General features: G+C 59.3%; 18 protein-coding genes, 3 tRNA genes and 1 pseudogene. 18 read left to right on the forward strand and 4 right to left on the reverse strand.

The annotated features are described in order from the left end of the window. The first annotated feature begins 6 nt into the window (after positions 1 to 6). From ACYZT6_RS01640 to ACYZT6_RS01685, 10 genes are all read left to right on the forward strand, one after another. Positions 7 to 92, forward strand: a tRNA-Leu gene (locus ACYZT6_RS01640). Positions 93 to 188: 96 nt separating this feature from the next. Next, positions 189 to 265, forward strand: a tRNA-Met gene (locus ACYZT6_RS01645). 138 nt (positions 266 to 403) lie between these two features. Continuing rightward, positions 404 to 862, forward strand: a complete 459-nt coding sequence (gene rimP / locus ACYZT6_RS01650; RefSeq protein WP_149088505.1) for a ribosome maturation factor RimP — start codon at positions 404 to 406, stop codon at positions 860 to 862. Positions 863 to 909: 47 nt separating this feature from the next. Beyond that, on the forward strand, positions 910 to 2,391 hold the full coding sequence (nusA, locus tag ACYZT6_RS01655) for a transcription termination factor NusA (RefSeq protein ID WP_045060041.1): 1,482 nt from the start codon (positions 910 to 912) through the stop codon (positions 2,389 to 2,391). A gap of 27 nt (positions 2,392 to 2,418) precedes the next feature. Then, positions 2,419 to 4,950 (forward strand): translation initiation factor IF-2, encoded by a 2,532-nt coding sequence (infB, locus tag ACYZT6_RS01660; RefSeq protein WP_462025453.1) that lies wholly within the window; start codon positions 2,419 to 2,421, stop codon positions 4,948 to 4,950. A 159-nt stretch (positions 4,951 to 5,109) separates the two neighbouring features. After that, positions 5,110 to 5,511, forward strand: a complete 402-nt coding sequence (rbfA, locus tag ACYZT6_RS01665; RefSeq protein WP_461979409.1) for a 30S ribosome-binding factor RbfA — start codon at positions 5,110 to 5,112, stop codon at positions 5,509 to 5,511. Between the two features lie 3 nt (positions 5,512 to 5,514). Further along, a complete protein-coding gene (gene truB / locus ACYZT6_RS01670; protein ID WP_462025454.1) occupies positions 5,515 to 6,432 on the forward strand; it encodes a tRNA pseudouridine(55) synthase TruB in 918 nt (305 codons plus the stop codon). Between the two features lie 142 nt (positions 6,433 to 6,574). Continuing rightward, complete coding sequence (gene rpsO, locus ACYZT6_RS01675; protein ID WP_003176135.1) at positions 6,575 to 6,844, forward strand: 30S ribosomal protein S15; 270 nt, start codon at positions 6,575 to 6,577, stop codon at positions 6,842 to 6,844. Between the two features lie 195 nt (positions 6,845 to 7,039). Further along, positions 7,040 to 9,145: a polyribonucleotide nucleotidyltransferase gene (gene pnp, locus ACYZT6_RS01680; RefSeq protein ID WP_462025455.1), complete on the forward strand. Its 2,106-nt coding sequence runs from the start codon at positions 7,040 to 7,042 to the stop codon at positions 9,143 to 9,145. Between the two features lie 135 nt (positions 9,146 to 9,280). Continuing rightward, positions 9,281 to 9,356: transfer RNA gene (locus tag ACYZT6_RS01685), tRNA-Thr, on the forward strand. Positions 9,357 to 9,364: 8 nt separating this feature from the next. Here the strand turns inward: ACYZT6_RS01685 and ACYZT6_RS01690 are convergent. After that, a complete protein-coding gene (locus tag ACYZT6_RS01690) occupies positions 9,365 to 10,396 on the reverse strand; it encodes a hypothetical protein (RefSeq protein WP_462025456.1) in 1,032 nt (343 codons plus the stop codon). A gap of 315 nt (positions 10,397 to 10,711) precedes the next feature. On the opposite strand from ACYZT6_RS01690, the gene ACYZT6_RS01695 reads away from it, so the two are divergent. Further along, on the forward strand, positions 10,712 to 11,017 hold the full coding sequence (locus ACYZT6_RS01695; protein WP_462025457.1) for a DUF6388 family protein: 306 nt from the start codon (positions 10,712 to 10,714) through the stop codon (positions 11,015 to 11,017). A gap of 39 nt (positions 11,018 to 11,056) precedes the next feature. Here the strand turns inward: ACYZT6_RS01695 and nadC are convergent, their stop codons facing one another. Continuing rightward, on the reverse strand, positions 11,057 to 11,905 hold the full coding sequence (gene nadC, locus ACYZT6_RS01700; protein ID WP_462025458.1) for a carboxylating nicotinate-nucleotide diphosphorylase: 849 nt from the start codon (positions 11,903 to 11,905) through the stop codon (positions 11,057 to 11,059). 284 nt (positions 11,906 to 12,189) lie between these two features. Between nadC and ACYZT6_RS01705 the strand changes: the two genes are divergently transcribed. The 5 genes and pseudogenes from ACYZT6_RS01705 to ACYZT6_RS01725 all read left to right on the forward strand — a co-directional run bounded on the left by ACYZT6_RS01705 (position 12,190) and on the right by ACYZT6_RS01725 (position 18,160). Beyond that, positions 12,190 to 14,388, forward strand: a complete 2,199-nt coding sequence (locus ACYZT6_RS01705) for a DUF1631 domain-containing protein (protein WP_462025459.1) — start codon at positions 12,190 to 12,192, stop codon at positions 14,386 to 14,388. A gap of 64 nt (positions 14,389 to 14,452) precedes the next feature. Further along, a complete protein-coding gene (gene ampD / locus ACYZT6_RS01710) occupies positions 14,453 to 15,013 on the forward strand; it encodes a 1,6-anhydro-N-acetylmuramyl-L-alanine amidase AmpD (protein ID WP_462025460.1) in 561 nt (186 codons plus the stop codon). Then, positions 15,010 to 15,846, forward strand: a complete 837-nt coding sequence (ampE, locus tag ACYZT6_RS01715) for a regulatory signaling modulator protein AmpE (RefSeq protein WP_462025461.1) — start codon at positions 15,010 to 15,012, stop codon at positions 15,844 to 15,846. The genes ampD and ampE overlap by 4 nt, the downstream gene beginning before the upstream one ends. 1,252 nt (positions 15,847 to 17,098) lie before the next feature. Then, positions 17,099 to 17,302 (forward strand): annotated as a pseudogene (locus ACYZT6_RS01720) (HAMP domain-containing protein); the annotation flags it as partial. A 153-nt stretch (positions 17,303 to 17,455) separates the two neighbouring features. Continuing rightward, positions 17,456 to 18,160 (forward strand): methyl-accepting chemotaxis protein, encoded by a 705-nt coding sequence (locus tag ACYZT6_RS01725; RefSeq protein WP_462029896.1) that lies wholly within the window; start codon positions 17,456 to 17,458, stop codon positions 18,158 to 18,160. 129 nt (positions 18,161 to 18,289) lie between these two features. Here ACYZT6_RS01725 and ACYZT6_RS01730 read toward each other — a convergent pair whose 3' ends face one another. Further along, entirely contained in the window at positions 18,290 to 19,066 is a 777-nt protein-coding gene (locus ACYZT6_RS01730; protein ID WP_462025462.1) for a TatD family hydrolase, read from the reverse strand. A 3-nt stretch (positions 19,067 to 19,069) separates the two neighbouring features. Then, positions 19,070 to 20,065, reverse strand: a complete 996-nt coding sequence (gene cra / locus ACYZT6_RS01735) for a catabolite repressor/activator (RefSeq protein ID WP_462029897.1) — start codon at positions 20,063 to 20,065, stop codon at positions 19,070 to 19,072. A gap of 283 nt (positions 20,066 to 20,348) precedes the next feature. Here cra and ptsP point away from each other — a divergent pair, with 283 nt between their 5' ends. Together ptsP and pfkB are read left to right on the forward strand one after the other, a co-directional pair. After that, the gene (gene ptsP / locus ACYZT6_RS01740) at positions 20,349 to 23,210 is read left to right on the forward strand and encodes a phosphoenolpyruvate--protein phosphotransferase (RefSeq protein WP_462025463.1); all 2,862 of its coding nucleotides are present in this window, start codon (positions 20,349 to 20,351) and stop codon (positions 23,208 to 23,210) included. Next, positions 23,210 to 24,151 carry a 1-phosphofructokinase gene (gene pfkB, locus ACYZT6_RS01745; protein WP_462025464.1) on the forward strand — a complete coding sequence of 314 codons (942 nt, stop codon included), beginning with the start codon at positions 23,210 to 23,212 and terminating at the stop codon, positions 24,149 to 24,151. The genes ptsP and pfkB overlap by 1 nt, the downstream gene beginning before the upstream one ends. Positions 24,152 to 24,158 lie beyond the last annotated feature (7 nt).

A 24,158-nucleotide genomic window follows, 5' to 3' on the forward strand; every position in this document is an offset into this window, starting at 1 on the left:
AGTATTGCCGAGGTGGTGGAATTGGTAGACACGCAACCTTGAGGTGGTTGTGCCCATAGGGTGTAGGGGTTCGAGTCCCCTTCTCGGTACCAATTATCAGGAGAGCCCGCTGTTGCGGGCTTTCTTGTAGGTGGAAGGTTACATTGACCCTGTTAGGGATCGGTCGTATACTTCCGCCCCAGCTTTGTCGCGGGGTGGAGCAGTCTGGTAGCTCGTCGGGCTCATAACCCGAAGGTCGTCGGTTCAAATCCGGCCCCCGCAACCAGTTTAAGGAGCCCCTTTTAAGGGGCTTTTTGTTAGCTGGACACTTTCTACGCCGCTATTCGACGGCGTTTCAAGGATGGGCGTTTCGCCCATTTTTTTATTTTGCATAGCATGCACATACATGCACGAGGGGGTTCAGGTGTCGAGCAAGCTAGAAGAGTTGCAGGCCTTGTTGGCCCCGGTGGTCGTGGCCCTGGGCTATGAATGCTGGGGTATTGAGTTTTCGGCTCAAGGTCGCCACTCAATGTTGCGCGTTTATATTGATAAAGAGGGCGGTGTGCTGGTGGACGATTGTGCCATCGTCAGCCGTCAGATCAGCGGTGTCCTGGATGTTGAAGATCCAATCACCGTTGAATACACCCTTGAAGTTTCCTCGCCTGGCATGGAACGCCCACTGTTCACTATTGAGCAGTTTGCAAAATTTGCCGGTGAACAAGTGAAGATCAAGCTGCGCTCGCCTTTTGAAGGACGACGCAACTTTCAGGGCCTTCTGCGCGGTGTAGAAGAGCAGGACGTCGTGGTGCAGGTAGAAGACCATGAGTTCCTGTTGCCGATCGATATGATCGACAAGGCCAACATTATTCCCAGTTTTGACTGAGACGCGGATCCCGCGGATCCAATGGCTTGCGAAAGGCGAGGCGTACGATGAGCAAAGAAGTACTGCTGGTTGTTGAGTCGGTATCCAATGAAAAGGGCGTACCGGCAAACGTAATTTTTGAAGCGCTGGAGCTGGCTCTGGCCACTGCTACCAAAAAGCGTTTCGAGGACGAAGTCGATCTGCGTGTGGAAATCAATCGCCACACCGGTGCTTACGAGACATTCCGTCGCTGGACGGTCGTCGAAGAAGCAGACCTGGATGATCCGGCCATCGAAACCTGGCCGAGCAAGGTTGCCGAAACGCACCCTGGCGCCCAGGTCGGTGATGTAGTCGAAGAAAAAATTGAATCCATCGAGTTCGGCCGCATCGCTGCACAGACTGCCAAGCAAGTCATCGTGCAGAAAGTTCGCGAAGCCGAGCGCGCTCAAGTCGTTGACGCCTATCGCGAGCGCCTGGGGGAAATCATCTCCGGCACCGTGAAGAAAGTGACCCGCGACAACGTGATCGTTGACCTGGGCAACAACGCTGAAGCGTTGCTGGCTCGTGAAGACATCATCTCCCGCGAAACCTTCCGGGTTGGCGTGCGTCTGCGTGCGCTGCTCAAGGAAATCCGCACCGAGAACCGCGGCCCGCAGCTGATTCTGTCGCGTACAGCGCCGGAAATGCTGATCGAGTTGTTCCGCATCGAAGTGCCGGAAATCGCTGAAGGACTGATCGAAGTAATGGCTGCGTCCCGTGACCCGGGTTCGCGCGCCAAGATCGCGGTCCGCTCGAAAGACAAACGCATCGACCCGCAAGGCGCTTGCATCGGTATGCGCGGTTCGCGCGTCCAGGCAGTGTCGGGTGAGTTGGGCGGTGAGCGTGTGGACATCGTCCTGTGGGACGACAACCCGGCTCAGTTCGTAATCAACGCCATGTCCCCGGCTGAGGTTGCGGCAATTATCGTTGACGAAGATGCCCATGCAATGGACATCGCCGTTGGCGCAGACAATCTGGCTCAGGCCATCGGTCGCGGTGGTCAGAACGTGCGTCTGGCTAGCCAATTGACTGGCTGGACCCTGAACGTGATGACCGAATCGGACATCCAGGCTAAGCAGCAAGCAGAAACCGGCGACATCCTGCGCAACTTCATCGACGAGCTGGAAGTCGACGAAGACCTGGCACAGGTGCTGGTAGATGAAGGCTTCACCAGCCTGGAAGAGATTGCCTACGTACCGGTGGAGGAAATGCTCAACATCGATGGCTTTGACGAAGAAACCGTCAACGAGCTTCGCGCTCGTGCCAAGGATCGTTTGTTGACCAAAGCCATCGCTACTGAGGAAAAGCTGGCAGACGCCCATCCGGCCGAAGACCTGCTCTCGCTTGAGGGTATGGACAAGGATTTGGCGATGGAACTGGCGGTGCGCGGCGTAATTACCCGCGAAGACCTGGCCGAGCAGTCTATTGACGATCTGCTCGACATCGACGGCATTGACGATGATCGTGCCGGCAAGTTGATCATGGCCGCCCGAGCCCATTGGTTCGAGTAATTAGGCGCGGCCTGAGGAGAGAAGTGCATGACGCAAGTCACGGTGAAACAACTGGCCGATGAGGTCAAAACACCGGTAGAGCGCCTGTTGCAGCAGATGCGTGAGGCAGGTCTGCCGCACACCGCCGCCGATGAAGGTGTGAGCGATAGTGAGAAGCAGTCTTTGCTGACTCACTTGAAGAGCAGCCACAAGGCGAAAGTGGAAGAACCGCGCAAGATTACATTGCAGCGCAAAACCACCAGCACCCTGCGTGTTGCTGGCAGCAAAAGCATCAGCGTTGAAGTACGCAAGAAGAAAGTCTTCGTACAGCGCAGCCCGGAAGAAATCGAAGCCGAGCGCAAACGCGAACTGGAAGAACGTCGTGCAGTAGAAAATGCTGCTCGTCAGAAGGCTGAAGAAGAAGCCAAGCGCCGCGCCGAAGAAGAAGCGCGTCGCCAGCCTGCTGCTGCGCAAACCGCTACCAACGACGCAGTCGCGGCTCCTGCTGCTGCCGCCGAACCTGTGCGTGAAAGCGCTCCGGTTGTGGCTGCTGCTCCAGCACCGTCTGCAGACGTTCGCAACAAGCAGAACGAACAGCGCCGACCGGACAAACCACGTGCCGACGATAACAATCGTCGCAGCGGTGGTGGCGACGGCGAGCGTAAAAACGCTCCGCATCGTGCCTCGGTCAAAGAGAAAGCGCCTGCTCCACGCGTTGCCCCACGTACTACCGACGAAGAAAGCGATGGCTTCCGTCGTGGTGGTCGCGGCAAGGCCAAGCTGAAGAAACGCAACGCTCACGGTTTCCAGAACCCAACCGGTCCTGTCGTGCGTGATGTGCAGATCGGCGAGACCATCACTGTTGGCGATCTCGCCCAACAGATGTCGGTCAAGGCAGCTGAAATCATCAAGTTCATGTTCAAACTGGGTACTCCAGCGACCATCAACCAGGTACTGGATCAGGAAACTGCCCAACTGGTTGCTGAAGAGCTGGGCCACAAAGTGACCCTGGTTAGCGACACTGCCCTGGAAGATTCCCTGGCCGAGTCCCTGAAGTTTGAAGGTGAGTCGTTCTCCCGTGCACCGGTTGTGACCGTAATGGGCCACGTTGACCACGGTAAGACCTCGCTGCTCGACTACATCCGTCGTGCCAAGGTAGCTGCTGGCGAAGCCGGCGGTATCACTCAGCACATCGGTGCGTATCACGTTGAAACTGATCGCGGCATGGTCACTTTCCTCGATACCCCGGGTCACGCTGCGTTTACCGCAATGCGTGCCCGTGGTGCCAAGGCGACTGACATCGTGATCCTGGTAGTTGCAGCGGACGACGGCGTGATGCCGCAGACCATTGAAGCTGTCCAGCACGCCAAGGCTGCCGGTGTTCCACTGGTCGTTGCTGTGAACAAAATCGACAAGCCGGGCGCCGATCTCGATCGCATCCGTAGCGAACTGTCGGTTCACGGCGTGACCTCGGAAGAGTGGGGCGGCGACACCCCGTTCGTATCGGTTTCGGCGAAAGTCGGTACCGGCGTGGACGAGTTGCTCGAAGCTGTTCTGCTGCAAGCCGAAGTTCTGGAACTGAAAGCAACTCCGTCGGCTCCAGGCCGTGGTGTTGTGGTTGAATCGCGTCTCGACAAAGGTCGTGGCCCGGTTGCAACCGTTCTGGTTCAAGACGGTACCCTGCGCCAAGGCGACATGGTGCTGGTCGGTTCGAACTATGGCCGTGTACGTGCCATGCTCGACGAGAACGGCAAGCCAATCAAGGAAGCCGGTCCTTCCATCCCTGTCGAGATTCTCGGCCTGGACGGTACCCCGGACGCTGGCGACGAGATGAGCGTGCTGTCGGACGAGAAGAAAGCCCGTGAAGTGGCTCTGTTCCGTCAAGGCAAGTTCCGCGAAGTCAAACTGGCTCGCGCTCACGCTGGCAAGCTGGAAAACATCTTCGAAAACATGGGCCAGGCAGAGAAGAAGACGCTGAACATCGTCCTCAAATCTGACGTCCGTGGTTCCCTCGAAGCGTTGAACGGCGCCTTGAATGGCCTGGGTAACGACGAAGTGCAAGTGCGTGTTGTTGGTGGCGGCGTGGGTGGTATCACCGAGTCCGACGCTAACCTGGCACTGGCCTCCAACGCTGTACTGTTCGGCTTCAACGTGCGTGCCGATGCTGGCGCTCGCAAGATCGTCGAGCAGGAAGGTCTGGATATGCGTTACTACAACGTGATCTACGACATCATCGAAGACGTCAAGAAAGCCCTCACCGGTATGCTGGGCAGCGATGTTCGCGAGAACATCCTGGGTACCGCTGAAGTGCGTGACGTGTTCCGTTCGCCGAAGTTTGGCGCGATCGCCGGTTGCATGGTTATCGAAGGTGTTGTTCACCGTAACCGTCCAATCCGTGTACTGCGTGAAGACATCGTTATCTTCGAAGGCGAGCTGGAATCCCTGCGCCGCTTCAAGGATGACGCTTCCGAAGTACGTGCCGGCATGGAATGCGGTATCGGCGTGAAGAGCTACAACGACGTCAAAGTCGGTGACAAAATCGAAGTCTTCGAGAAGGTTCAGGTTGCTCGCAGCCTCTAACTCGCGCACTTCAAGGGCCACGCCAAGCCGCCGCATGCAAATGCGCGGCACAGCGTCAGGACTCTAAACGCAACGCCCGGTCTGGCTTTTGTCAGGCCGGGCGTTTGCCGCTTTCAGACCCCTCGGGTTTCACCGTGGGGCAGTAACAGGTAACAAGACATGGCAAAAGAATACAGCCGTACCCAACGTATCGGCGATCAGATGCAGCGTGAGCTGGCACAGCTGATCCGTCGTGAAGTCAAAGACCCGCGCGTCGGCCTGGTCACCATTACCGCTGTTGAAGTTAGCCGTGACGTCGGTCACGCCAAGATCTTCATCACCGTAATGGGCCAGGACAATGCCGAAGACATCGCACAAAGCATCAAGGTGCTCAACTCCGCCGCCGGTTTCCTGCGTATGCAGTTGGCTCGCGAAATGAAGTTGCGCAGCGTTCCTCAGCTGCACTTCCACTACGACGAGAGTGTTGTGCGTGGCGCGCACCTGTCCGCCCTGATCGAACGAGCAGTGGCTGAAGACAGCCAGCGCCCGGAAGCGGCTGCACCCGAAGACGCCAAGGAGTAATCGGTGGCTCAGGTCAAACGTATCCGTCGTAACGTCAGCGGTATCATTCTGCTCGACAAGCCATTGGGGTTTACCTCCAATGCCGCGTTGCAGAAGGTTCGCTGGTTGCTGAACGCCGAGAAGGCCGGTCACACCGGCAGTCTCGATCCGCTGGCCACCGGCGTGTTGCCGTTGTGCTTCGGTGAGGCCACCAAGTTCTCCCAGTACCTGCTCGATTCCGACAAGGCTTATGAAACCCTGGCGCAACTGGGCAAGACCACCACCACGGCCGATGCCGAGGGTGACGTTTTGCAGGAACGTCCGGTGACCGTTGGTCGCGCCGATGTCGAAGCTGTATTGCCGGGTTTTCGTGGGCAAATCAGTCAGATACCGCCGATGTACTCGGCGCTCAAGCGTGATGGCCAGCCGCTGTACAAGCTGGCCCGTGCAGGCGAAGTAGTGGAGCGCGAACCGCGTTCTGTTACTATTGCGCGCTTGGAATTGCTCGCCTTTGAGGGTGATACTGCGCGGCTTGCGGTGGATTGCAGCAAAGGCACCTATATTCGCACCCTGGTGGAGGATATCGGTGAGCAACTCGGTTGTGGCGCTTACGTGGCTGAATTGCGACGTACCCAGGCCGGGCCTTTCACGCTGGCGCAGACGGTCACGCTTGAAGAGTTGGAAGCGGTACATGCCGAAGGCGGCAACGAAGCGGTCGACCGCTTCCTGATGCCATCGGACAGCGGCCTGCTGGATTGGCCTTTGTTGCATTTCTCGGAGCACAGCTCGTTCTACTGGCTTAACGGCCAACCGGTACGAGCCCCGGATGCACCGAAGTTCGGCATGGTACGGGTACAGGATCACAACGGTCGCTTCATCGGTATCGGTGAAGTGAGCGAAGACGGGCGCATCGCGCCGCGTCGACTGATTCGGTCGGAATGACCGAAACCGGTCTGCGTAACAGCAGGCTGGCGAGGGTGGCTGTTAACAGGCACGGTCACTACTCATTTATAGATACAGGGATTTGTCCCTGGCCTGTTGAAGCTGTTTCTTTGAAACAGTTTCCTGATAAAAGGATTGCCTCATGGCTCTCGACGTTCAAGAAAAAGCTCAAATCGTTGCTGACTACCAGCAAGCTGTTGGTGACACTGGTTCGCCAGAAGTGCAAGTTGCACTGCTGACCCACAACATCAACAAGCTGCAAGGTCACTTCAAGGCCAACGGTAAAGATCACCACTCCCGTCGTGGTCTGATCCGCATGGTTAACCAGCGTCGTAAGCTGCTGGACTACCTGAAAGGCAAGGATCTGGGCCGTTACCAGGCTCTGATCGGTCGCCTGGGTCTGCGTCGCTAATAAGCGATTGCGCTAGAGGTTGGTTGTTTGCTGTGTGTCAGCGGGTTTCCCGCAGGCACACGGCAGGCTCCCAGCCTCAAGTTTTATCTGGATAGTCGTTTTACCCTGGACAGGCGTTGGGCCGATTCCCGACATTGCCCAAGAATTTCGCAAGAAGACAAGTTCCCCAAGAGCCACAAAAGAAGGTAGGACACCGTGAACCCGGTAATCAAAAAATTCCAGTTCGGTCAGTCGACCGTTACCCTCGAGACTGGCCGTATCGCCCGTCAGGCCTCCGGCGCAGTATTGGTCACCGTTGACGACGACGTCAGCGTATTGGTGACCGTAGTCGGTGCCAAGCAAGCCGATCCAGGCAAGGGCTTCTTCCCTCTGTCCGTTCACTACCAGGAAAAGACTTACGCTGCCGGTAAGATCCCTGGCGGTTTCTTCAAGCGCGAAGGCCGTCCTTCCGAGAAAGAAACCCTGACTTCCCGACTGATCGACCGTCCGATCCGTCCGCTGTTCCCGGAAGGCTTCATGAACGAAGTGCAGGTTGTCTGCACCGTCGTTTCCACCAGCAAGAAGACCGATCCGGACATCGCTGCGATGATCGGTACCTCGGCTGCGCTGGCCATCTCCGGCATTCCTTTCGATGGCCCGATCGGCGCTGCCCGCGTTGCGTTCCACGAAAGCACCGGCTACCTGCTGAACCCGACTTACGAACAACAGAAAGCTTCGAGCCTGGACATGGTCGTTGCCGGTACGTCGGAAGCCGTGTTGATGGTTGAATCGGAAGCCAAAGAGCTGACCGAAGACCAGATGCTGGGCGCGGTTCTGTTTGCTCACGACGAGTTCCAGGTTGTGATCAACGCCGTTAAAGAACTGGCTGCCGAAGCTGCCAAGCCAACCTGGACGTGGGCTCCTCAACCAGAAGCCACCGCTCTGCTGGGCGCTATCCGTGCCGAGTTCGGCGACGCGATCTCCCAGGCTTACACCATCACCATCAAGGCCGACCGTTACGCTCGTCTGGGCGAACTGAAAGACCAGGTGGTTGCCAAGTTGTCCGGTGAAGAAGGCCAGCCTTCCTCCAGCGAAGTCAAAGCTGCCTTCGGCGAAATCGAATACCGCACCGTTCGCGAAAACATCGTTAACGGTAAGCCACGTATCGACGGCCGCGACACCAAGACCGTGCGTCCTTTGAACATCGAAGTCGGCGTTCTGCCAAAGACCCACGGTTCGGCGTTGTTCACCCGTGGCGAAACCCAGGCTCTGGTCGTTGCAACACTGGGCACCGCCCGTGATGCACAGCTGCTGGACACCCTGGAAGGCGAGAAAAAAGACCCGTTCATGCTGCACTACAACTTCCCTCCGTTCTCGGTAGGTGAGTGTGGTCGCATGGGTGGTGCTGGTCGTCGCGAAATCGGTCACGGCCGTCTGGCCCGTCGTTCGATTGCGGCCATGCTGCCTGCCGCTGACGTGTTCCCGTACACCATCCGTGTTGTATCGGAAATCACCGAGTCCAACGGTTCGAGCTCCATGGCTTCGGTCTGCGGCGCTTCCCTGGCTCTGATGGACGCCGGCGTTCCGATGAAGGCACCGGTTGCCGGTATCGCCATGGGTCTGGTTAAAGAAGGCGAGAAGTTCGCCATCCTGACCGACATCCTGGGTGACGAAGATCACCTGGGCGACATGGACTTCAAAGTAGCCGGTACCGCCAAAGGTGTTACCGCGCTGCAGATGGACATCAAGATCAAAGGCATCACCGAAGAAATCATGGAAATCGCTCTGGGCCAAGCCCTGGAAGCGCGCCAGAACATCCTCGGTCAGATGAACCAGATCATTGCTCAGTCCCGTACCGAGCTGTCGGAAAACGCTCCGACCATGATCGCGATGAAAATCGACACCGACAAAATCCGTGATGTCATCGGTAAAGGCGGCGCGACCATCCGTGCGATCTGTGAAGAGACCAAGGCTTCGATCGACATCGAAGACGACGGCTCGATCAAGATCTTCGGCGAAACCAAAGAAGCTGCTGAAGCTGCACGTCAGCGCGTTCTGGGCATCACCGCAGAAGCTGAAATCGGCAAGATCTACGTCGGTAAGGTTGAGCGCATCGTCGACTTCGGCGCATTCGTCAACATCCTGCCTGGCAAGGACGGTCTGGTTCACATCTCCATGTTGAGCGACGCTCGCGTAGAGAAAGTGACCGACATCCTGAAAGAAGGCCAGGAAGTGGAAGTACTGGTACTGGACGTGGACAACCGCGGCCGTATCAAGCTGTCCATCAAAGACGTAGCAGCGGCCAAGGCTTCGGGCGTTTAATCACCCCTCGCCTGACCGTTTCAACGTTATAAAAAATGCCCCGCAGTGAAAGCTGCGGGGCATTTTTTTGGCTGCAATAAACCGAGACGGACTTGCGGTTGCGACTCGCGAAAGCTGTGCTAGGTTTAGCTCACCGCCCGTGTAGCTCAGTTGGTAGAGCAGCGCACTCGTAACGCGAAGGTCGCAGGTTCGACTCCTGTCTCGGGCACCATTCCCCTGTTATTTCACCTTCCGGCTCAGATCTTCCACAGTACGTTTGAGCTGATCGAGTTGATTATCCTGATCGCTGACTTCCCGTTTCAGACTGGACAGGTCGCTGGAGCTTGAGCTGGAACTCGATCCGGCGCTGCGCTTGAGGTCTTCCACCTGGCTGGCAAGCCGTTTCAGGTCGTTTTCCTGTTCGTTGACAGTGCGCTTGAGGTCACTCACTTCGCTTGAGTTGGAGCTTGAACCGGAGTTCGAGCCGCTGCTGCGTTTGAGATCGTCCATCTGACTGGCGAGGTTTTTCAGTCCGTTTTCCTGTTCGCTCACGGTACGCTTGAGATCGCTCACCTCGCTTGAGCTAGAGCTGGAACTGGCGTTCGAGCCGCTGCTGCGCTTGAGGTCGTCCATCTGACTGGCGAGTTTTTTCAGCCCGTTGTCCTGTTCGCTGATCGTGCGCTTGAGGTCGCTGACTTCACTGGAACTGGAGCTGGTATTCGAGGTGCTATTGCGTTTGAGTTCGTCCACTGCCTTGGCGAGGTTTACCAAGCCGGTGTTCTGATCACTGACCGTACGTTTGAGGTCGTTAACTTCGCTGGTGTTGGAGCTGGAATTCGACCCGCTGTTGCGTTTGAGTTCGTCCATGGCCTTGGCGAGGTTTTTCAGGCCGGTGTCCTGATCACTGACAGTGCGCTTGAGTTTGTCCACTTCACTGGCATTCGAGCTTGAACTGGAGCCCGTGTTCTTTCTGAACTCTTCGATCAGTCGCGCCTGCTCACTGACGGTTTTTTTCAGCGTTTCTATATCAGCCGTATTGGTTTTGACAATGCGTTGCAGTTGTTCCACGTCATCAGTACTGACGTTGGATCTGGCCATCACGTATGTGCCGTAATAATTGTGATAGGCGAGGAGTTTATCGGAAGAGTTAGCGCCGTCGGATTTGTACTCCAGACCGGCTTGGGCGGTATTGGGCAGTGCCAGGCTGCCTAGAAGAAGGGCAGCGATGCCGGTTGCAAACAGGGTAGACGGAAGTTTGGAAAAATTGCGCATCACCGGGTTCCTTGTGAAGTGCCTAGATGGCACATCGCTATGACTTTACCTTTTGAGCGTTGTTCCTGGGTAGCAAAGGAAAATTCTCAGAAAGGCCGATCAACGGTTTTTTTGTAGATTTGATGTAAAAGTCCATATAAATCGTCGACCAAACGTCCTATATTCGAACGTTGCACACGTACCACTTTGCAGTTTTCAGATGATCCCCGAATGGTTCTGAAGGCCAGACAAACCGGGCTTCAGACGGTTTTTTGCGTCAGAGAGATCCTTGATGATCCAGATCCATCTTCCATTCCCCCGATCAGCGAGAACGACATGACCGTTAAAGAATTGACTCAAGAAGCCAGACACGAAGAAGCGCTGAAAAAGTACTTGCTGGATACGCCCCAGCTAGCCGAAGAGATCAAGGACCTGCCAGCCGACGATCAGAAAGACCAGATCCAGTGGGCGTTCGAGGATGAGGCGGAATCCCAGGGCTTGCAGCCGTGGGAGCTGACGCTCAAGTACACCTCGACTCCGGAGGAGTTCGAGGCTGCGCGCCTGGTGTTGCACAAGGAGGCGGCCGAGGTGTTGGGCGTCGAGTGGGAAGAGTACTGCGAGATGAACAATCTGGTGGTCTGACAAAAACGCCAGCCTCAATGAGGCTGGCGTTTTTCATTCTCAGAGGCTTAAACGCATCGACAGATCGACAGCCTTCACATCCTTGGTCATCGCACCGATCGAAATATAATCCACCCCGGTCTCGGCGATTGGCAGCAGCGTGTTTTCGTTGATACCGCCGCTGGCCTCCAGTTTTGCCTTGCCTGCATTCAGGCGCACGGCTTCACGCATGTCATCCAGGCTCAGCTCATCGAGCATGATGATGTCTGCACCCGCCGCCAGGGCTTCTTTGAGCTCATCCAGGCTTTCCACTTCAATCTCGACCGGCTTGCCCGGGGCGATCTTGTGCGCAGCGTTAATGGCTTCAGGAATGCCCCCGCAGGCGGCGATGTGGTTTTCCTTGATCAGGAAGGCGTCGTACAGACCTATGCGGTGGTTGTGGCAGCCGCCGCAGGTCACGGCGTACTTCTGCGCCAGGCGCAGCCCCGGCAGGGTTTTACGGGTGTCGAGCAACTTCACCTGCGTCTCGGCGACAAAATCTGCCAGGTATTGCGCGCGCGTGGCCACGCCCGAGAGCAATTGCAGGAAGTTCAGCGCAGAGCGTTCACCGGTCAGCAGCGAGCGTGCCGGGCCTTCAAGGTGGAACAGCGCCTGATTGGGTTTTACCCGTTCGCCGTCGCGCACCTGCCAGTGCACCGCGACCCGTGGATCGAGTTGCCGGAACACGGCATCGACCCACGCGGTGCCGGCAATGACCGCGGCGTCGCGGGTGATGATGGTGGCTTTGGCCAGGCGTTCGGCCGGGATCAGCTGCGCGGTGATGTCGCCGCTGCCGATGTCTTCGAGCAACGCACGGCGCACGTTGGCTTCGATTTCGGCGGTCAAATCGGCGAGACGTAGATTCGGCATAAAGGGCTCCACAAACAAAGTGGCCCGATTATAGGGCCATGGCGCGAGGCAACCCAAGGCATCAGAGGCGTTCCCGTCGCATGCAAACCTGCATTTGGTCGATTCACCTGAATCATCGGCACTAAGTCAGCGTCTTCCCTACGCGTCTATTTCACTGCGAAGCACAGAGTCTGCTGGCACACGGGGGCTCTTTTGCAAGATAATCCGCCTTGCTTTTGACGTCATGGGTTTGACGTGTTTTGGGTTCACGATTGTTCGCTGAATCACCGTTTCAGGAGGCTTGGATGCACAACGACGGGAATGTAGTGCCTTTGCACAAGGCAGCTACGGATCAGGCGATTCAATCGCCGCTCGCCCGCCTGCCTGTGATTCTGCTTCAGGTTCGCGACAAGGCCACCCAACAGCTCAGGCATGGCTTGCAGGAGCTGTTTGATAACGCCGACGACACGCTGTTCGAAATGGCCGACCGGGCCCGCAACGACGTCGAGCAGAACCGTTTTTTCGAAGCCATGCGCGACTTGCGGCTCAAGCGAAAAAGCATCGAACGCGGATTTCTCGAACAATTCTTTGAAGCGTTCGTCAGCCTCTCGCAATACGAAAGCACCCAAGTAGCCTTGCCTCAGGCATTAGCAGTCGATGCCGGTGCAGTGCCCAATGACGACCTGGAGCGCCGCGTCGCGGTGGAGGCTATGGTCAGCAAAGTGCTGAACCGCGACGGTTTCGCCCTTGACCAACTGACGGCTCGACTCAGTGCCCTGCTGGGCAAGGCGCTGGACAATCAGCACAACCCGTTGGGGCCGCAGAGGCTCTGTGAGTATTTCTTACAGGCCTGGCGCAACCTGGGGGTGGAAATAAAGGTCAAGCTGATCATTCTCAAGCTGTTCGACCGCTACGTGCTCAGCAGCGCTGATCAGCTGTACGCCGAAGCCAATCAACTGCTCATCGCTACCGGGGTGTTGCCGGACCTCAAGCCCGCGCCCACGCGACGAGCCACCGATCAGGCGGCCGCCAGCGCCCATGCCGAACCTATCGAGGCCGGCATCCACACGCCGATCGACGACGGTGTGCAGGAAGTCTTCGCCGCGTTGCAGGAGCTGCTGTTGCACGTGCGCGGCAGTGTCGCTCCCACCCTCGAAGCCAGTGCCCAGACCCAGCCCATTTCCACCCGCGACCTGTTGCGCCTGCTCTCGCACTTGCAGCAATACGTGCCGGCGCTGGCGACACAGGACGACTTCGATCTGCGTAACCAGCTCGAACAACTGCTGACCCGGGTCAGCGTCAAAAGTGGCAAGTCGCGCGTGGTCGGCGTGGCGGACGAAGACGTGATCAACCTGATCGCGATGCTCTTCGAATGCATCCTTGATGACCGCAACTTGCCGGACTCCCTCAAGGCGCTGATTGGCCGTTTGCAGATACCGATGCTCAAAGTGGCGGTGCTCGACAAGAGCTTCTTCAGCCGCGCCAGCCATCCGGCCCGGCGTCTGCTCAACGAAATCGCCGCTGCCGCCATGGGCTGGGGCGAGTGCGATGACCACGAGCGTGACAGCCTGTACCTGCGCATCGAGCAAGTGGTGCAGCGCCTGTTGAATGACTTTGTTGACGATCCGGCGATCTTTTCCGAGTTGCTCGCGGATTTTCTTGCCTTCACCAGTGACGAGCGCCGTCGCAGCGAGCTGCTGGAGCAGCGCACCCGTGACGCCGAAGAAGGCCGCGCCAGGGCCGAACTGGCACGCCAGCGTGTCGAGCAGGCGCTGAATCAAGCGTTGTTGGGCAAAATGCTGCCGCAAGGTGTGGTGGTCTTCGTCCAGGAAGCCTGGAGCAAAGTGCTGTTGTTGACCTGCCTCAAATACGGTGACGCTTCGGCGGAATGGCATGCCGATGTGCAGACCATGGCGCAATTGATCTGGAGCGTGCAGCGTCATGACGAGCCCGATGCTGGCCTGCGTCTGTTAGCGCTGGTGCCGGGGTTGCTGAAGTCTTTGCGCGACGGCCTGAGCAGCTCGGCCTTCGATCCGTTCGCCACCAGTGAGTTTTTCAGTGAGTTGGAAACCTTGCACGTGCAACTGTTCGAGCGCCCGGGCCATGCGGTTGAACAGCCCAGCGAGCCACCGGTGATGGTCGAAGTGCTGCAGGAAATCGTGCTGCGAACCGCCGACGAAGGCCCCGCCGATGCGGTATCAGTGCGATTGCCGGCGGACGATGCCGGTTTGCTTCAAGTCGAGCAATTGCGCACCGGCAGCTGGGTCGAGTTCCAGGAAGACGAAGAAAACACCCTGCGTTGCAAACTGGCGGCGATCATCGATTCCACCGGGAAATACATCTTCGTCGACCGCACCGGAATGAAAGTGCTGGAGCGCAGCCGCACCGGCCTGGCCCTTGAATTTCGCCGTGGCGCGGTGCGGGCGCTGGACGACACCTTGCTGTTCGACCGGGCCCTGGAGTCGGTGCTGGGCAATCTGCGGCGTCTCAATCGCGGCAAGTGATCGCGCCCCGAGGGTCTATCGCGGCATACTGGGCGCCAACACAGTCGTCGTTGAAGGAACCTGTATGCAGTTGGACCCCGCGAGCGGTTGGTGCCAGGGCGTGCGTGTATGCCCCTCGCCCAACTTCAATGCGCGCCCCTCGGGCGAAATTTCCCTGCTGGTGATCCACAACATCAGCCTGCCGCCAGCGCAGTTCGCCACCGGCAAAGTGCAGGAATTTTTCCAGAATCGTCTGGATGTCACGGAGCATCCCTACTTTGCAGGGATTGCTGACCTGCGGGTGTCTGCGCACTTTCTGATTGAGCGTGACGGCACCGTCACTCAGTTTGTCTCTTGTCTTGAGCGCGCCTGGCACGCCGGTGTCTCGAGTTTCGAGGGGCGTGAAACCTGTAACGATTTTTCCGTGGGCATCGAACTTGAAGGCACGGATGATCAGCCGTTCGAGGACGCCCAGTATCAGGCGTTGACGACGCTGACCCGACAGCTGCAAAGCAGGTTTACGGCGATCACCCCGCAGCGCATCTGTGGGCATAGCGACATCGCACCGGGGCGCAAGACGGATCCCGGACCCGCGTTCGACTGGGCACGCTATCGCGCCGCCCTGGCAAAAGAGGAACAACAATGAGTTTTCTGGTGTTGCTGTTGGCTGTCTGGATCGAGAAATTCTCGGCCCTGCGTCATCGGGTCCAACGTGATGGCGGTTGGGCACGTGAACTGAACAAGCTTGAAGTCAGCCCGCGTCTGATCAATCGGCCATGGCTGATATTGGCGGTGCTGGTGTTGTTGCCGGTAGCGCTGCTGGGTTTGTTGTTGGTGGTGCTTGAACCGGTGGCCTACGGGTTGCTGGCGTTGCCGGTGCACCTGCTGGTGGTGATTTACAGCCTGGGCCGCGGCGATTTGTTGGCCGGCCTCGGGCCGTTTCGCGATGCCTGGCGCCGGGAGGACCTGCAAGCGGCTGCCCATGTGGCGAAGCGCGACCTGGATATATGCGCCGATAACGGCGAGCAACTGCTTGAACGGGTCGAAGGCCATTTGCTGTGGGAGGCTTACCAGAGCTTTTTCGCGGTGATTTTCTGGTACTTCGTGTTGGGGCCAGTCGCAGCACTGAGCTACCGACTGCTGGCGTTGGCCGAAGAGCACGGGCAGAACCCGGCCGTGGTCGAACGCGCTGCACAGTTGCGTCACGCGTTTGATTGGGTGCCGGTGCGTCTGTTGGCAGCCAGTTTCGCGCTGGTCGGAAACTTTGTGGCAGTCAGCCGGGTGATGTTGCATGAACTGCTGAACTGGAACATCAGCGCCGCCCAGCTGATCGAGAAGGTCGGGCTGGTGGCCGGTGAAATTCCTGCACCGGTCGTCGGACCGGATGGCATCAACAGCCTGGACCGGATCTGGGAGTTACTGCTGCGTGCGGCGGTGCTCTGGTATGCAGGTTTTGCGTTGTGGACGGTCCTCCCCTGATACGCCGAGCCCTTGTAGCAGCTGGCGCAGCCTGCGTCCGGCTGCGCAGCAGTCGTAAATCCTGCTGACGCGATCAACCAGAAAAACCGCAGCGCCTGAATTCACGACTGCTGCGCAGCCGGACGCAGGCTGCGCCAGCTGCTACAGGTACGCGCGTATTTCGTTAACCTTAAGTTACAAAAGCCCCTGCCGATTTAAGCTATACAGAGACAGCGCAAATAGTGGCTATCTGCCGTAGACCCGCGCCTGCCAATAAAAATAAGAATCAAAAGGGAGACTTCCAGTGAAGAGCTTGCTCTATCCCGCCGTCGCGCTGATGAATCGCCTGAGCTTCGGTATGAAGTTCAGCCTGATCAGCGTGCTGTTCCTCGTGCCGATGCTGGTGACCAACTTCTATCTGGTGCGCGACTCCTATCGTGAATTCCAGGGCACACAAGTCGAACTGCAAAGCCTCGACCTGTTGGGCAGCAGCCTGGCCCTGCGGCGTGATCTGGAAACCCTGAACAATCTTGTGCAAATCAACGTCACCCTTGGCCAGTCTGGCAAGGCCGGCAACGTCGAGACGAAGATCAGCACCTTGGAGCAAAGTGTTCTGGCCCGCCTGCAAGGGCTGACGGCGATGACCACTGACCCGGAGCAGATCACGGTTTTCGACGGCAAACGCGATGAAATGATCGCCGGGTTCAAGGCCCAGCAAGCGGAAACCTCCCTGCAAAGTAAAAGTGCGCTGATCGGCAAATTACTCGGCAATGCACAGATTTTCAGTCAGATCATCGCCACTCAAGCCGGCCTGAGCCGTGACAGTCAAAGCGACATGCGTCAGCTCAGCGAACTCATTACCAATGTCACGCCACCGGTGACCCAGATCCTGGGCGACGGTCGGGCGATGGGTTCCTATTCGCTGGGGCAGGGTTTTCTCAATTCGTCGTCGAGCACCCGGTTCGATGAGTTGCTGGCGCAGATCGAAAAGCTTCAGGGTGAATACGGTCTGAAGCTAAATGACGCATTGGGCTCCAGCAAAGCGGCGCGTGACACCCTGACGGCCCAGGCCGACAGCAGCAAGGCCTCCCTGAAAAAGGCCAGTGAACTGTTCGAAGAACAGGTGGTGATGGCCGACACCCTCGATACGCCATGGCAGGCCTTTTACGATCAGGTCACCGGCCTGATGGACCAGACCTACCAACTCAACGAAGCCACCCTGACATTCCTCGGCACCCAGTTGCAGCAGCGGTTGGAGCAGAACCGCACTCACATGGTCTTGCAGGCCGTGGCACTGTCGGTGGTGTTTGTGTTGATTTTTTACCTTTACGGCGGCTTCTACGCCTCGACCCGCACAACCCTCAAGCGACTTGGCGCGACGCTGGACAAAGTCGCAGCGGGCGACATGACAGTGACCTTCCGCGCCGAAAGCCGCGATGAGTTGGGCGAGTTGGGCGAGGTGTTCAACGGCACCGTGAAGAAAATCCATGACCTGATCGAGCGCGTAGGCCAGACCGTCAATGAGGTCGAGCGCCAGGCCGGGCAGGTCGAGAGTGTTTCTGCCCAAAGCAACCAGGCGGTGGCGGGGCAGCGCTCGCAGATCGAGCAGGTCGCCACGGCCATGAACCAGATGTCGGCCACCTCACTTGAGGTGGCGCGCAGTGCCGCGGCGGCGGTCAGCAGCGCTCACAGCGTTAACGACGAAACCATCAGCGGTCGCGGCCTGGTGGCGTCCCAGCAGGGCAGCATCGCGCAACTGGCCAGTGAGATCGATCAGTCGGTACGGGTGATCAATCAATTGGCCAGCGACAGCCAATCCATCAGCCGCGTGCTGGAAGTGATCAAAAGCATCGCCGAGCAGACCAACCTTCTGGCGCTCAACGCCGCGATCGAAGCCGCTCGGGCCGGTGAGCAGGGGCGTGGTTTTGCGGTGGTGGCCGATGAGGTCCGGACCCTGGCCAAGCGCACCCAGCAATCGACCGAAGAAATCGAGCAGATGATTACCAAGCTCCAGACTGGTGTCGGCGCGGCGGTAAAAGCCATGGGCGTCAGTCATCAGGTGGCCGATGGCACCGTTGGGCAGTCGGAAAAGGTTCAGCAGGCGCTGGAAAACATCCTCGGCGCCGTCGGCATGATCGTCGACCAGAACCAACAGATCGCCGCGGCGGTGGAGCAGCAGACCGCAGTGGCCCACGACATCGACCAGAACATCGTCGAGATCAACCGCGCAGGCGAACGCACCGCCGAAGGTGCGCACCAGACCGAAGATGCCAGTCGCGCATTGTCGGCTCAGGTGGTGGAACTCAAACAGCTGATCAGCGCGTTCCGGGTCTGACAGCTCACAGGGACCAAAAAGTGGGAGCGAGCCTGCTCGCGATAGCGGTCTTTCAGTCGACATCAGTGTCGGCTGTCATACCGCTATCGCGAGCAGGCTCGCTCCCACAGGTTTTTGTGCAGGGCTGATTTACCAGTTGAACAGCTCGCAGGCATTGGCCGTGCTCGCGGCAGCCAATTGCTCGGGGCTGATGGCCATGATTCCGGCCAGTGCCAAGCAGATCGCCGGCAAGTGCGCCGGGCTGTTGCGTTGGCCGGGAAACATCACCGGCGCCATGTCCGGCGAGTCGGTTTCCAGTACCACCGAATCAAGCGGTAGTTCGGCGAGCACGCGGTGCATGCGCAATGCCTGCGGCCAAGTGGCGGCACCGCCCAGGCCCAGTTTGAAGCCGAGCTTGATGTACTCGCGAGCCTCTTCCTTGCTGCCAGCGAAGGCATGAATGATTCCCGCGCGTTTCAGCCGGAAACGTTTGAGCGTGGCAATCACCGCCGCATGGCTGCGCCGCACATGAATCAGCGCCGGAAGATTGAAGTCCGCCGCCAGTTGCAGCTGCGCGTCGAATAACGCCTGCTGGCGTTCACGGTCGAGGGTTTCAATGAAGTAATCCAGTCCGATCTCGCCCACTGCACACAATTGCCGATGACCCGCCAGACGGGTCAGCCAGTCACCGAGTTCGGGTAAGTCTTCAGGGCGATGTTGATCCAGATACACCGGGTGCAACCCGAACGCCGCATGCAGATCGGGATCGCTTTGCACCAGGTCCCAGACCCGCTGCCAATTCCCATGATAAACCCCCAGCACCACCATCCGTCGCACTCCAAGGGCGCGGCTTTCGGCAAGCTGCGCCGCGCGGTCGTCGTCGAAGTCCGGAAAATCCAGATGAGTGTGGCTGTCGATCAGCTCCACGGTTCAGTCCTGGCGAATACGCTGCTTGAAGGTCCGCGCGATGGCTTGCACGCCGGGTTGGTAATCGGACTGCTCGATGGCGGCCAAGGCCAGTGCCAGTGCCTTGTCGGCAATCAACTGATGCTGCTGGGCCATGGCGTTGACCGGCAGCGGCAGGAAGTCCAGCAACTGCGTGTCGCCGAACGTCCCGAGACGCAGCGGGCGGGTTTTCAGCGGGTAGTCGTGCAAGGCGTCGAACACGCCTTGAAGCAGCACGTAGGACGTGGTCACCAGCGCATCCGGCAAATGCCCCAGACGCTGAAGCAGTTCCTCCATCAGCTGCTTGCCGCACTCACGGCTGAACGACTCTGCGTGCTCGATCAGCACTTCGCCTTTGAACCCGGTCAGGGCTTCCTTGAACCCGGCGGCACGTTCCTGGCTGATGCTCAGTTCGGGACGGGCACCGATCAGGGCGATTTGCTTGGGCAGCGGATCGAGCAGGCTGCGGGTCAATTGCAGGCTGGCCTCGCGATCATCGCTGATCACCGAACAGAAATGCTCAGGTTCCATCACCCGGTCGATGGCGATGATCGGCATGCCCTTGGCTTGCAACTGACGGTAGCTGTCGTCACCGGCCGGCAGGCAACTGGCGACGATCAGCGCATCGCAGCGCCGGGCGCGGAACAGTTGCAGCAATTGCCGCTCGCTGTCCGGCGCATCGTCGGAGCTGGCGATCAGCAATTGATAGCCGCGAGCCCGGGCGCCTTGTTCCAGCAGTTTGGCAATGCGCGCGTAACTGGGGTTTTCCAGGTCCGGCAGAATGAAGCCCAAGGTGCGGGTGTGCCGACTGCGCAGCCCGGCGGCCTGGGGGTTGGGTGTGAAGCCATGTTGTTCGACGACCGCACGAACGCGCTCGACGGTGGCACTGCTGATACGTTGCTGTTCGGCCTTGCCATTAATGACATAACTGGCGGTGGTAACGGACACACCGGCCAATTGTGCGATATCACTGAGTTTCAACGCGGGCTTTCCTTGTTTTACGGCCGACATTTTCGCCAATCCTACCCGATTCCGGTAGACGACCATTGTCGCAACGCTTCCGACAAGTTGGACTTCAAGGATGGGACATAATCGAGTAACGTGCCAATCATTCTAGATTAAACGTTTCAGCAAGCGTATTTTCTACGTTGTAAGCGCATTTGGCCGGTTCTGCCGCGAAACCGCCAAAAGTGATGACTAAGCGCCTAAGCTGGAATCATTCAAAACAATACCTGGCGCCAACAGACGCCAAAAAGGAGAAAGCATGCTCGAGCTCACCATAGAGCAGATATCCATGGGCCAGTCGGCTGTGGATAAATCCGAAGCGTTGCAACTGCTGGCCCGGCATCTGGTCACCGATGGCCTGGTGGCCGAGGGTTACCTTGCCGGCTTGCAAGCACGCGAAGCCCAGGGCTCGACCTTTCTCGGTCAAGGTATTGCCATCCCCCACGGTACCCCGGAAACCCGCGACCAGGTGTTTTCCACCGGCGTGCGCCTGATGCAATTCCCCGAAGGCGTGGACTGGGGCGACGGCCAGATTGTTTACCTGGCGATCGGTATCGCCGCCAAATCCGATGAACACTTGCGACTGCTGCAACTGCTGACCCGGGCCCTCGGTGAAACCGACCTGGGCCAGGCCTTGCGTCGTGCCAGTTCCGCCGAAGCCTTGTTGAAACTGCTGCAAGGCGCACCGCAAGAACTGGCGCTGGATGCACAGATGATCGGCCTCGGTGTCTCCGCCGATGACTTCGAAGAACTGGTCTGGCGCGGTGCGCGTTTGCTGCGCCAGGCGGATTGCGTGAGCAATGGTTTCTCCGCCGTGTTGCAGCAAGTCGAAGCACTGCCGCTGGGCGATGGCTTGTGGTGGTTGCACAGCGAGCAAACGGTCAAGCGTCCGGGCCTGGCTTTCGTTACGCCGGACAAACCGATGCGCTACCTCGGCCAGCCGCTCAGTGGCCTGTTCTGCCTGGCCAGCCTCGGCGAGGCGCATCAGGCCTTGCTCGAACGCCTTTGTGCGTTGCTGATCGAAGGCCGTGGCCACGAATTGGGCCGCGCCACCAGCAGCCGTAAAGTCCTCGAAGTGCTGGGCGGTGAACTGCCGGCGGATTGGCCGAGCGCGCGCATTGCGTTGGCCAACGCCCACGGTTTGCATGCCCGTCCGGCGAAGATCCTCGCGCAACTGGCAAAAAGTTTTGAAGGCGAAATCCGCGTGCGCATCGTCGATGGCCAGGACAGCGCCGTGTCGGTGAAGAGCTTGAGCAAACTGCTCAGCCTCGGCGCCCGTCGTGGTCAGGTGCTGGAATTCGTCGCCGAGCCGAGCATCGCCGCTGATGCGTTGCCAGCCTTGCTCGCCGCGATCGAAGAAGGTCTGGGCGAAGAAGTCGAGCCGTTGCCCGCTGTGAGCCAGCAGCGCGAAGTGTTTGCCGATGTGGCCGAAGTGCTTCTCGCGCCAGCTTCCGGCAGCCTGGTCCAGGCCATTGCCGCCGCACCGGGCATCGCCATCGGCCCGGCGCACATTCAAGTGCTGCAAACCATCGACTACCCGTTGCGTGGTGAGTCTGCCGCGATCGAGCGCGAGCGTCTCAAGCAGGCGTTGGCACAAGTGCGTGGCGACATCGAAGGCCTGATCGAGCGCAGCACGTCTAAGGCCATTCGCGAGATTTTCATCACCCACCAGGAAATGCTCGACGACCCGGAATTGACCGATGAAGTCGACACCCGCCTCAAGCAAGGCGAAAGCGCCGAAGCGGCGTGGATGGCGGTGATCGAAGCGGCGGCCAAGCAACAGGAATCGCTGCAGGACGCGTTGCTCGCCGAACGGGCTGCCGACTTGCGCGACATCGGCCGTCGGGTGCTGGCGCAACTGTGCGGCGTCGAAACCCCGAGTGAACCCGATCAGCCGTACATTCTGGTGATGGACGAAGTCGGCCCGTCCGACGTCGCTCGTCTCGATCCGACCCGCGTGGCCGGTATTCTCACGGCCCGTGGCGGCGCAACCGCTCACAGCGCGATTGTCGCCCGGGCGCTGGGCATTCCGGCCCTGGTCGGCGCCGGTGCGGCGGTGTTGCTGCTAGCGCCGGGCACGCCGTTGCTGATCGACGGCCAGCGCGGTCGCCTGCACGTGGACGCCGACGCAGCGACCTTGCAGCGCGCCACCGAAGAGCGCGACACCCGCGAGCAACGCCTTAAAGCGGCCGCCGAACAACGCCATCAACCGGCATTGACCACCGACGGTCACGCGGTCGAAGTGTTCGCCAACATCGGCGAAAGCGCCGGCGTGACCAGCGCGGTGGAGCAGGGCGCCGAAGGCATTGGTTTGCTGCGCACCGAACTGATTTTCATGGCCCATTCCCAGGCGCCGGACGAGGCGACCCAGGAAGTAGAGTACCGTCGTGTACTCGATGGCCTGGCCGGTCGTCCCCTGGTGGTTCGCACCCTCGACGTCGGCGGCGACAAACCGCTGCCGTACTGGCCGATTGCGAAAGAAGAAAACCCGTTCCTCGGTGTGCGTGGCATCCGCCTGACCTTGCAACGTCCGCAGATCATGGAAGCGCAATTGCGCGCCTTGTTGCGTGCTGCCGACAACCGTCCGTTGCGGATCATGTTTCCCATGGTCGGCAGCGTCGATGAGTGGCGTCAGGCGCGGGACATGACCGAACGTCTGCGTCTGGAAATCCCGGTTGCCGACCTGCAACTGGGGATCATGATCGAGGTGCCATCGGCGGCGCTGCTGGCGCCGGTGCTGGCCAAGGAAGTCGACTTCTTCAGCGTCGGCACCAATGACCTGACCCAATACACCCTGGCCATCGACCGCGGTCACCCAACCTTGTCGGCCCAGGCTGACGGCTTGCACCCGGCGGTGCTGCAACTGATCGACATCACCGTGCGCGCGGCGCATGCCAACGGCAAGTGGGTCGGCGTTTGCGGCGAGCTGGCGGCTGATCCGCTGGCGGTGCCGGTGCTGGTCGGCCTCGGCGTGGACGAGCTCAGCGTGTCGGGCCGCAGCATTGCCGAGGTCAAGGCGCGCATCCGCGAACTCAGCCTGAGCCAAACCAAAATTCTCGCCCGACAGGCCCTGGCCGTGGGCAGCGCCAATGAAGTGCGCGCATTAGTGGAGGCCCTTTAATGGCCAAGATCCTGACCCTGACGCTCAACCCGGCACTGGACCTGACGGTGCAGTTGCCGCGTCTTGAGCCTGGCCAAGTCAATCGCAGCGACGAGATGCATACCCACGCTGCCGGTAAAGGCGTGAACGTGGCGCAGGTGCTGGCCGACCTCGGGCATCAGCTGACGGTCAGCGGTTTCCTCGGGGAAGACAACCTGCAAGCGTTCGAGACCCTGTTCGCCAAACGCGGTTTTGTCGATGCGTTCATCCGGGTTCCCGGCGAGACGCGCAGCAACATCAAACTGGCGGAAACCGACGGGCGCATCACCGATATCAACGGTCCGGGACCGATGGTCAATGAGGCGGCACAGCAAGCGTTGCTTGATCGACTCGATCAGATCGCGCCCGGTCATGACGCGGTCGTCGTCGCCGGCAGCCTGCCTCAAGGGATCAGTCCTCAGTGGCTGCAGGCGTTGATTGTGCGTTTGAAAAACCTTGGCTTGAACGTCGCCCTCGACACCAGCGGCGAAGCCTTGCGTGAGGCGCTCAAGGCCGGGCCGTGGCTGATCAAGCCAAACACCGAAGAGCTGGCCGACGCGCTGGGCTGCGAGGTGATCTCGGTGGCGGCACAAGCCGAAGCGGCGAGCCGTTTGCACGCTCAAGGCATCGAGCATGTGGTGATCTCCCACGGTGCCGATGGGGTGAACTGGTTCAGTGTCGGCTCGGCGATGCACGCCACGCCGCCCAAGGTCAGCGTCGTCAGCACCGTGGGCGCGGGCGACTCGTTGCTGGCCGGCATGCTGCACGGTTTGCTCAGCGCCGACACGCCTGAACAGACCCTGCGCACCGCCACGGCGATTGCCGCGATGGCGGTCACCCAGATCGGTTTCGGTATAGGCGATGCCGCGCAGTTGGCGCAGCTCGAACAGGGTGTGCGCGTGCGCCGCCTGACAGAACAATAAGAGGGTT

The sequence above is a fragment of the Pseudomonas sp. RT6P73 genome, from assembly GCF_054897715.1.

Coding starts and splice junctions, on each gene's coding strand:
- nusA (WP_045060041.1), top strand. CDS start 910: ATGAGCAAAGAAGTACTGCTGGTTGTTGAGTCGGTATCCAATGAAAAG.
- infB (WP_462025453.1), top strand. CDS start 2,419: ATGACGCAAGTCACGGTGAAACAACTGGCCGATGAGGTCAAAACACCG.
- rbfA (WP_461979409.1), top strand. CDS start 5,110: ATGGCAAAAGAATACAGCCGTACCCAACGTATCGGCGATCAGATGCAG.
- rpsO (WP_003176135.1), top strand. CDS start 6,575: ATGGCTCTCGACGTTCAAGAAAAAGCTCAAATCGTTGCTGACTACCAG.
- ACYZT6_RS01690 (WP_462025456.1), bottom strand. CDS start 10,396: ATGCGCAATTTTTCCAAACTTCCGTCTACCCTGTTTGCAACCGGCATC.
- ACYZT6_RS01695 (WP_462025457.1), top strand. CDS start 10,712: ATGACCGTTAAAGAATTGACTCAAGAAGCCAGACACGAAGAAGCGCTG.
- nadC (WP_462025458.1), bottom strand. CDS start 11,905: ATGCCGAATCTACGTCTCGCCGATTTGACCGCCGAAATCGAAGCCAAC.
- ACYZT6_RS01705 (WP_462025459.1), top strand. CDS start 12,190: ATGCACAACGACGGGAATGTAGTGCCTTTGCACAAGGCAGCTACGGAT.
- ampD (WP_462025460.1), top strand. CDS start 14,453: ATGCAGTTGGACCCCGCGAGCGGTTGGTGCCAGGGCGTGCGTGTATGC.
- ampE (WP_462025461.1), top strand. CDS start 15,010: ATGAGTTTTCTGGTGTTGCTGTTGGCTGTCTGGATCGAGAAATTCTCG.
- ACYZT6_RS01725 (WP_462029896.1), top strand. CDS start 17,456: ATGTCGGCCACCTCACTTGAGGTGGCGCGCAGTGCCGCGGCGGCGGTC.
- ptsP (WP_462025463.1), top strand. CDS start 20,349: ATGCTCGAGCTCACCATAGAGCAGATATCCATGGGCCAGTCGGCTGTG.
- pfkB (WP_462025464.1), top strand. CDS start 23,210: ATGGCCAAGATCCTGACCCTGACGCTCAACCCGGCACTGGACCTGACG.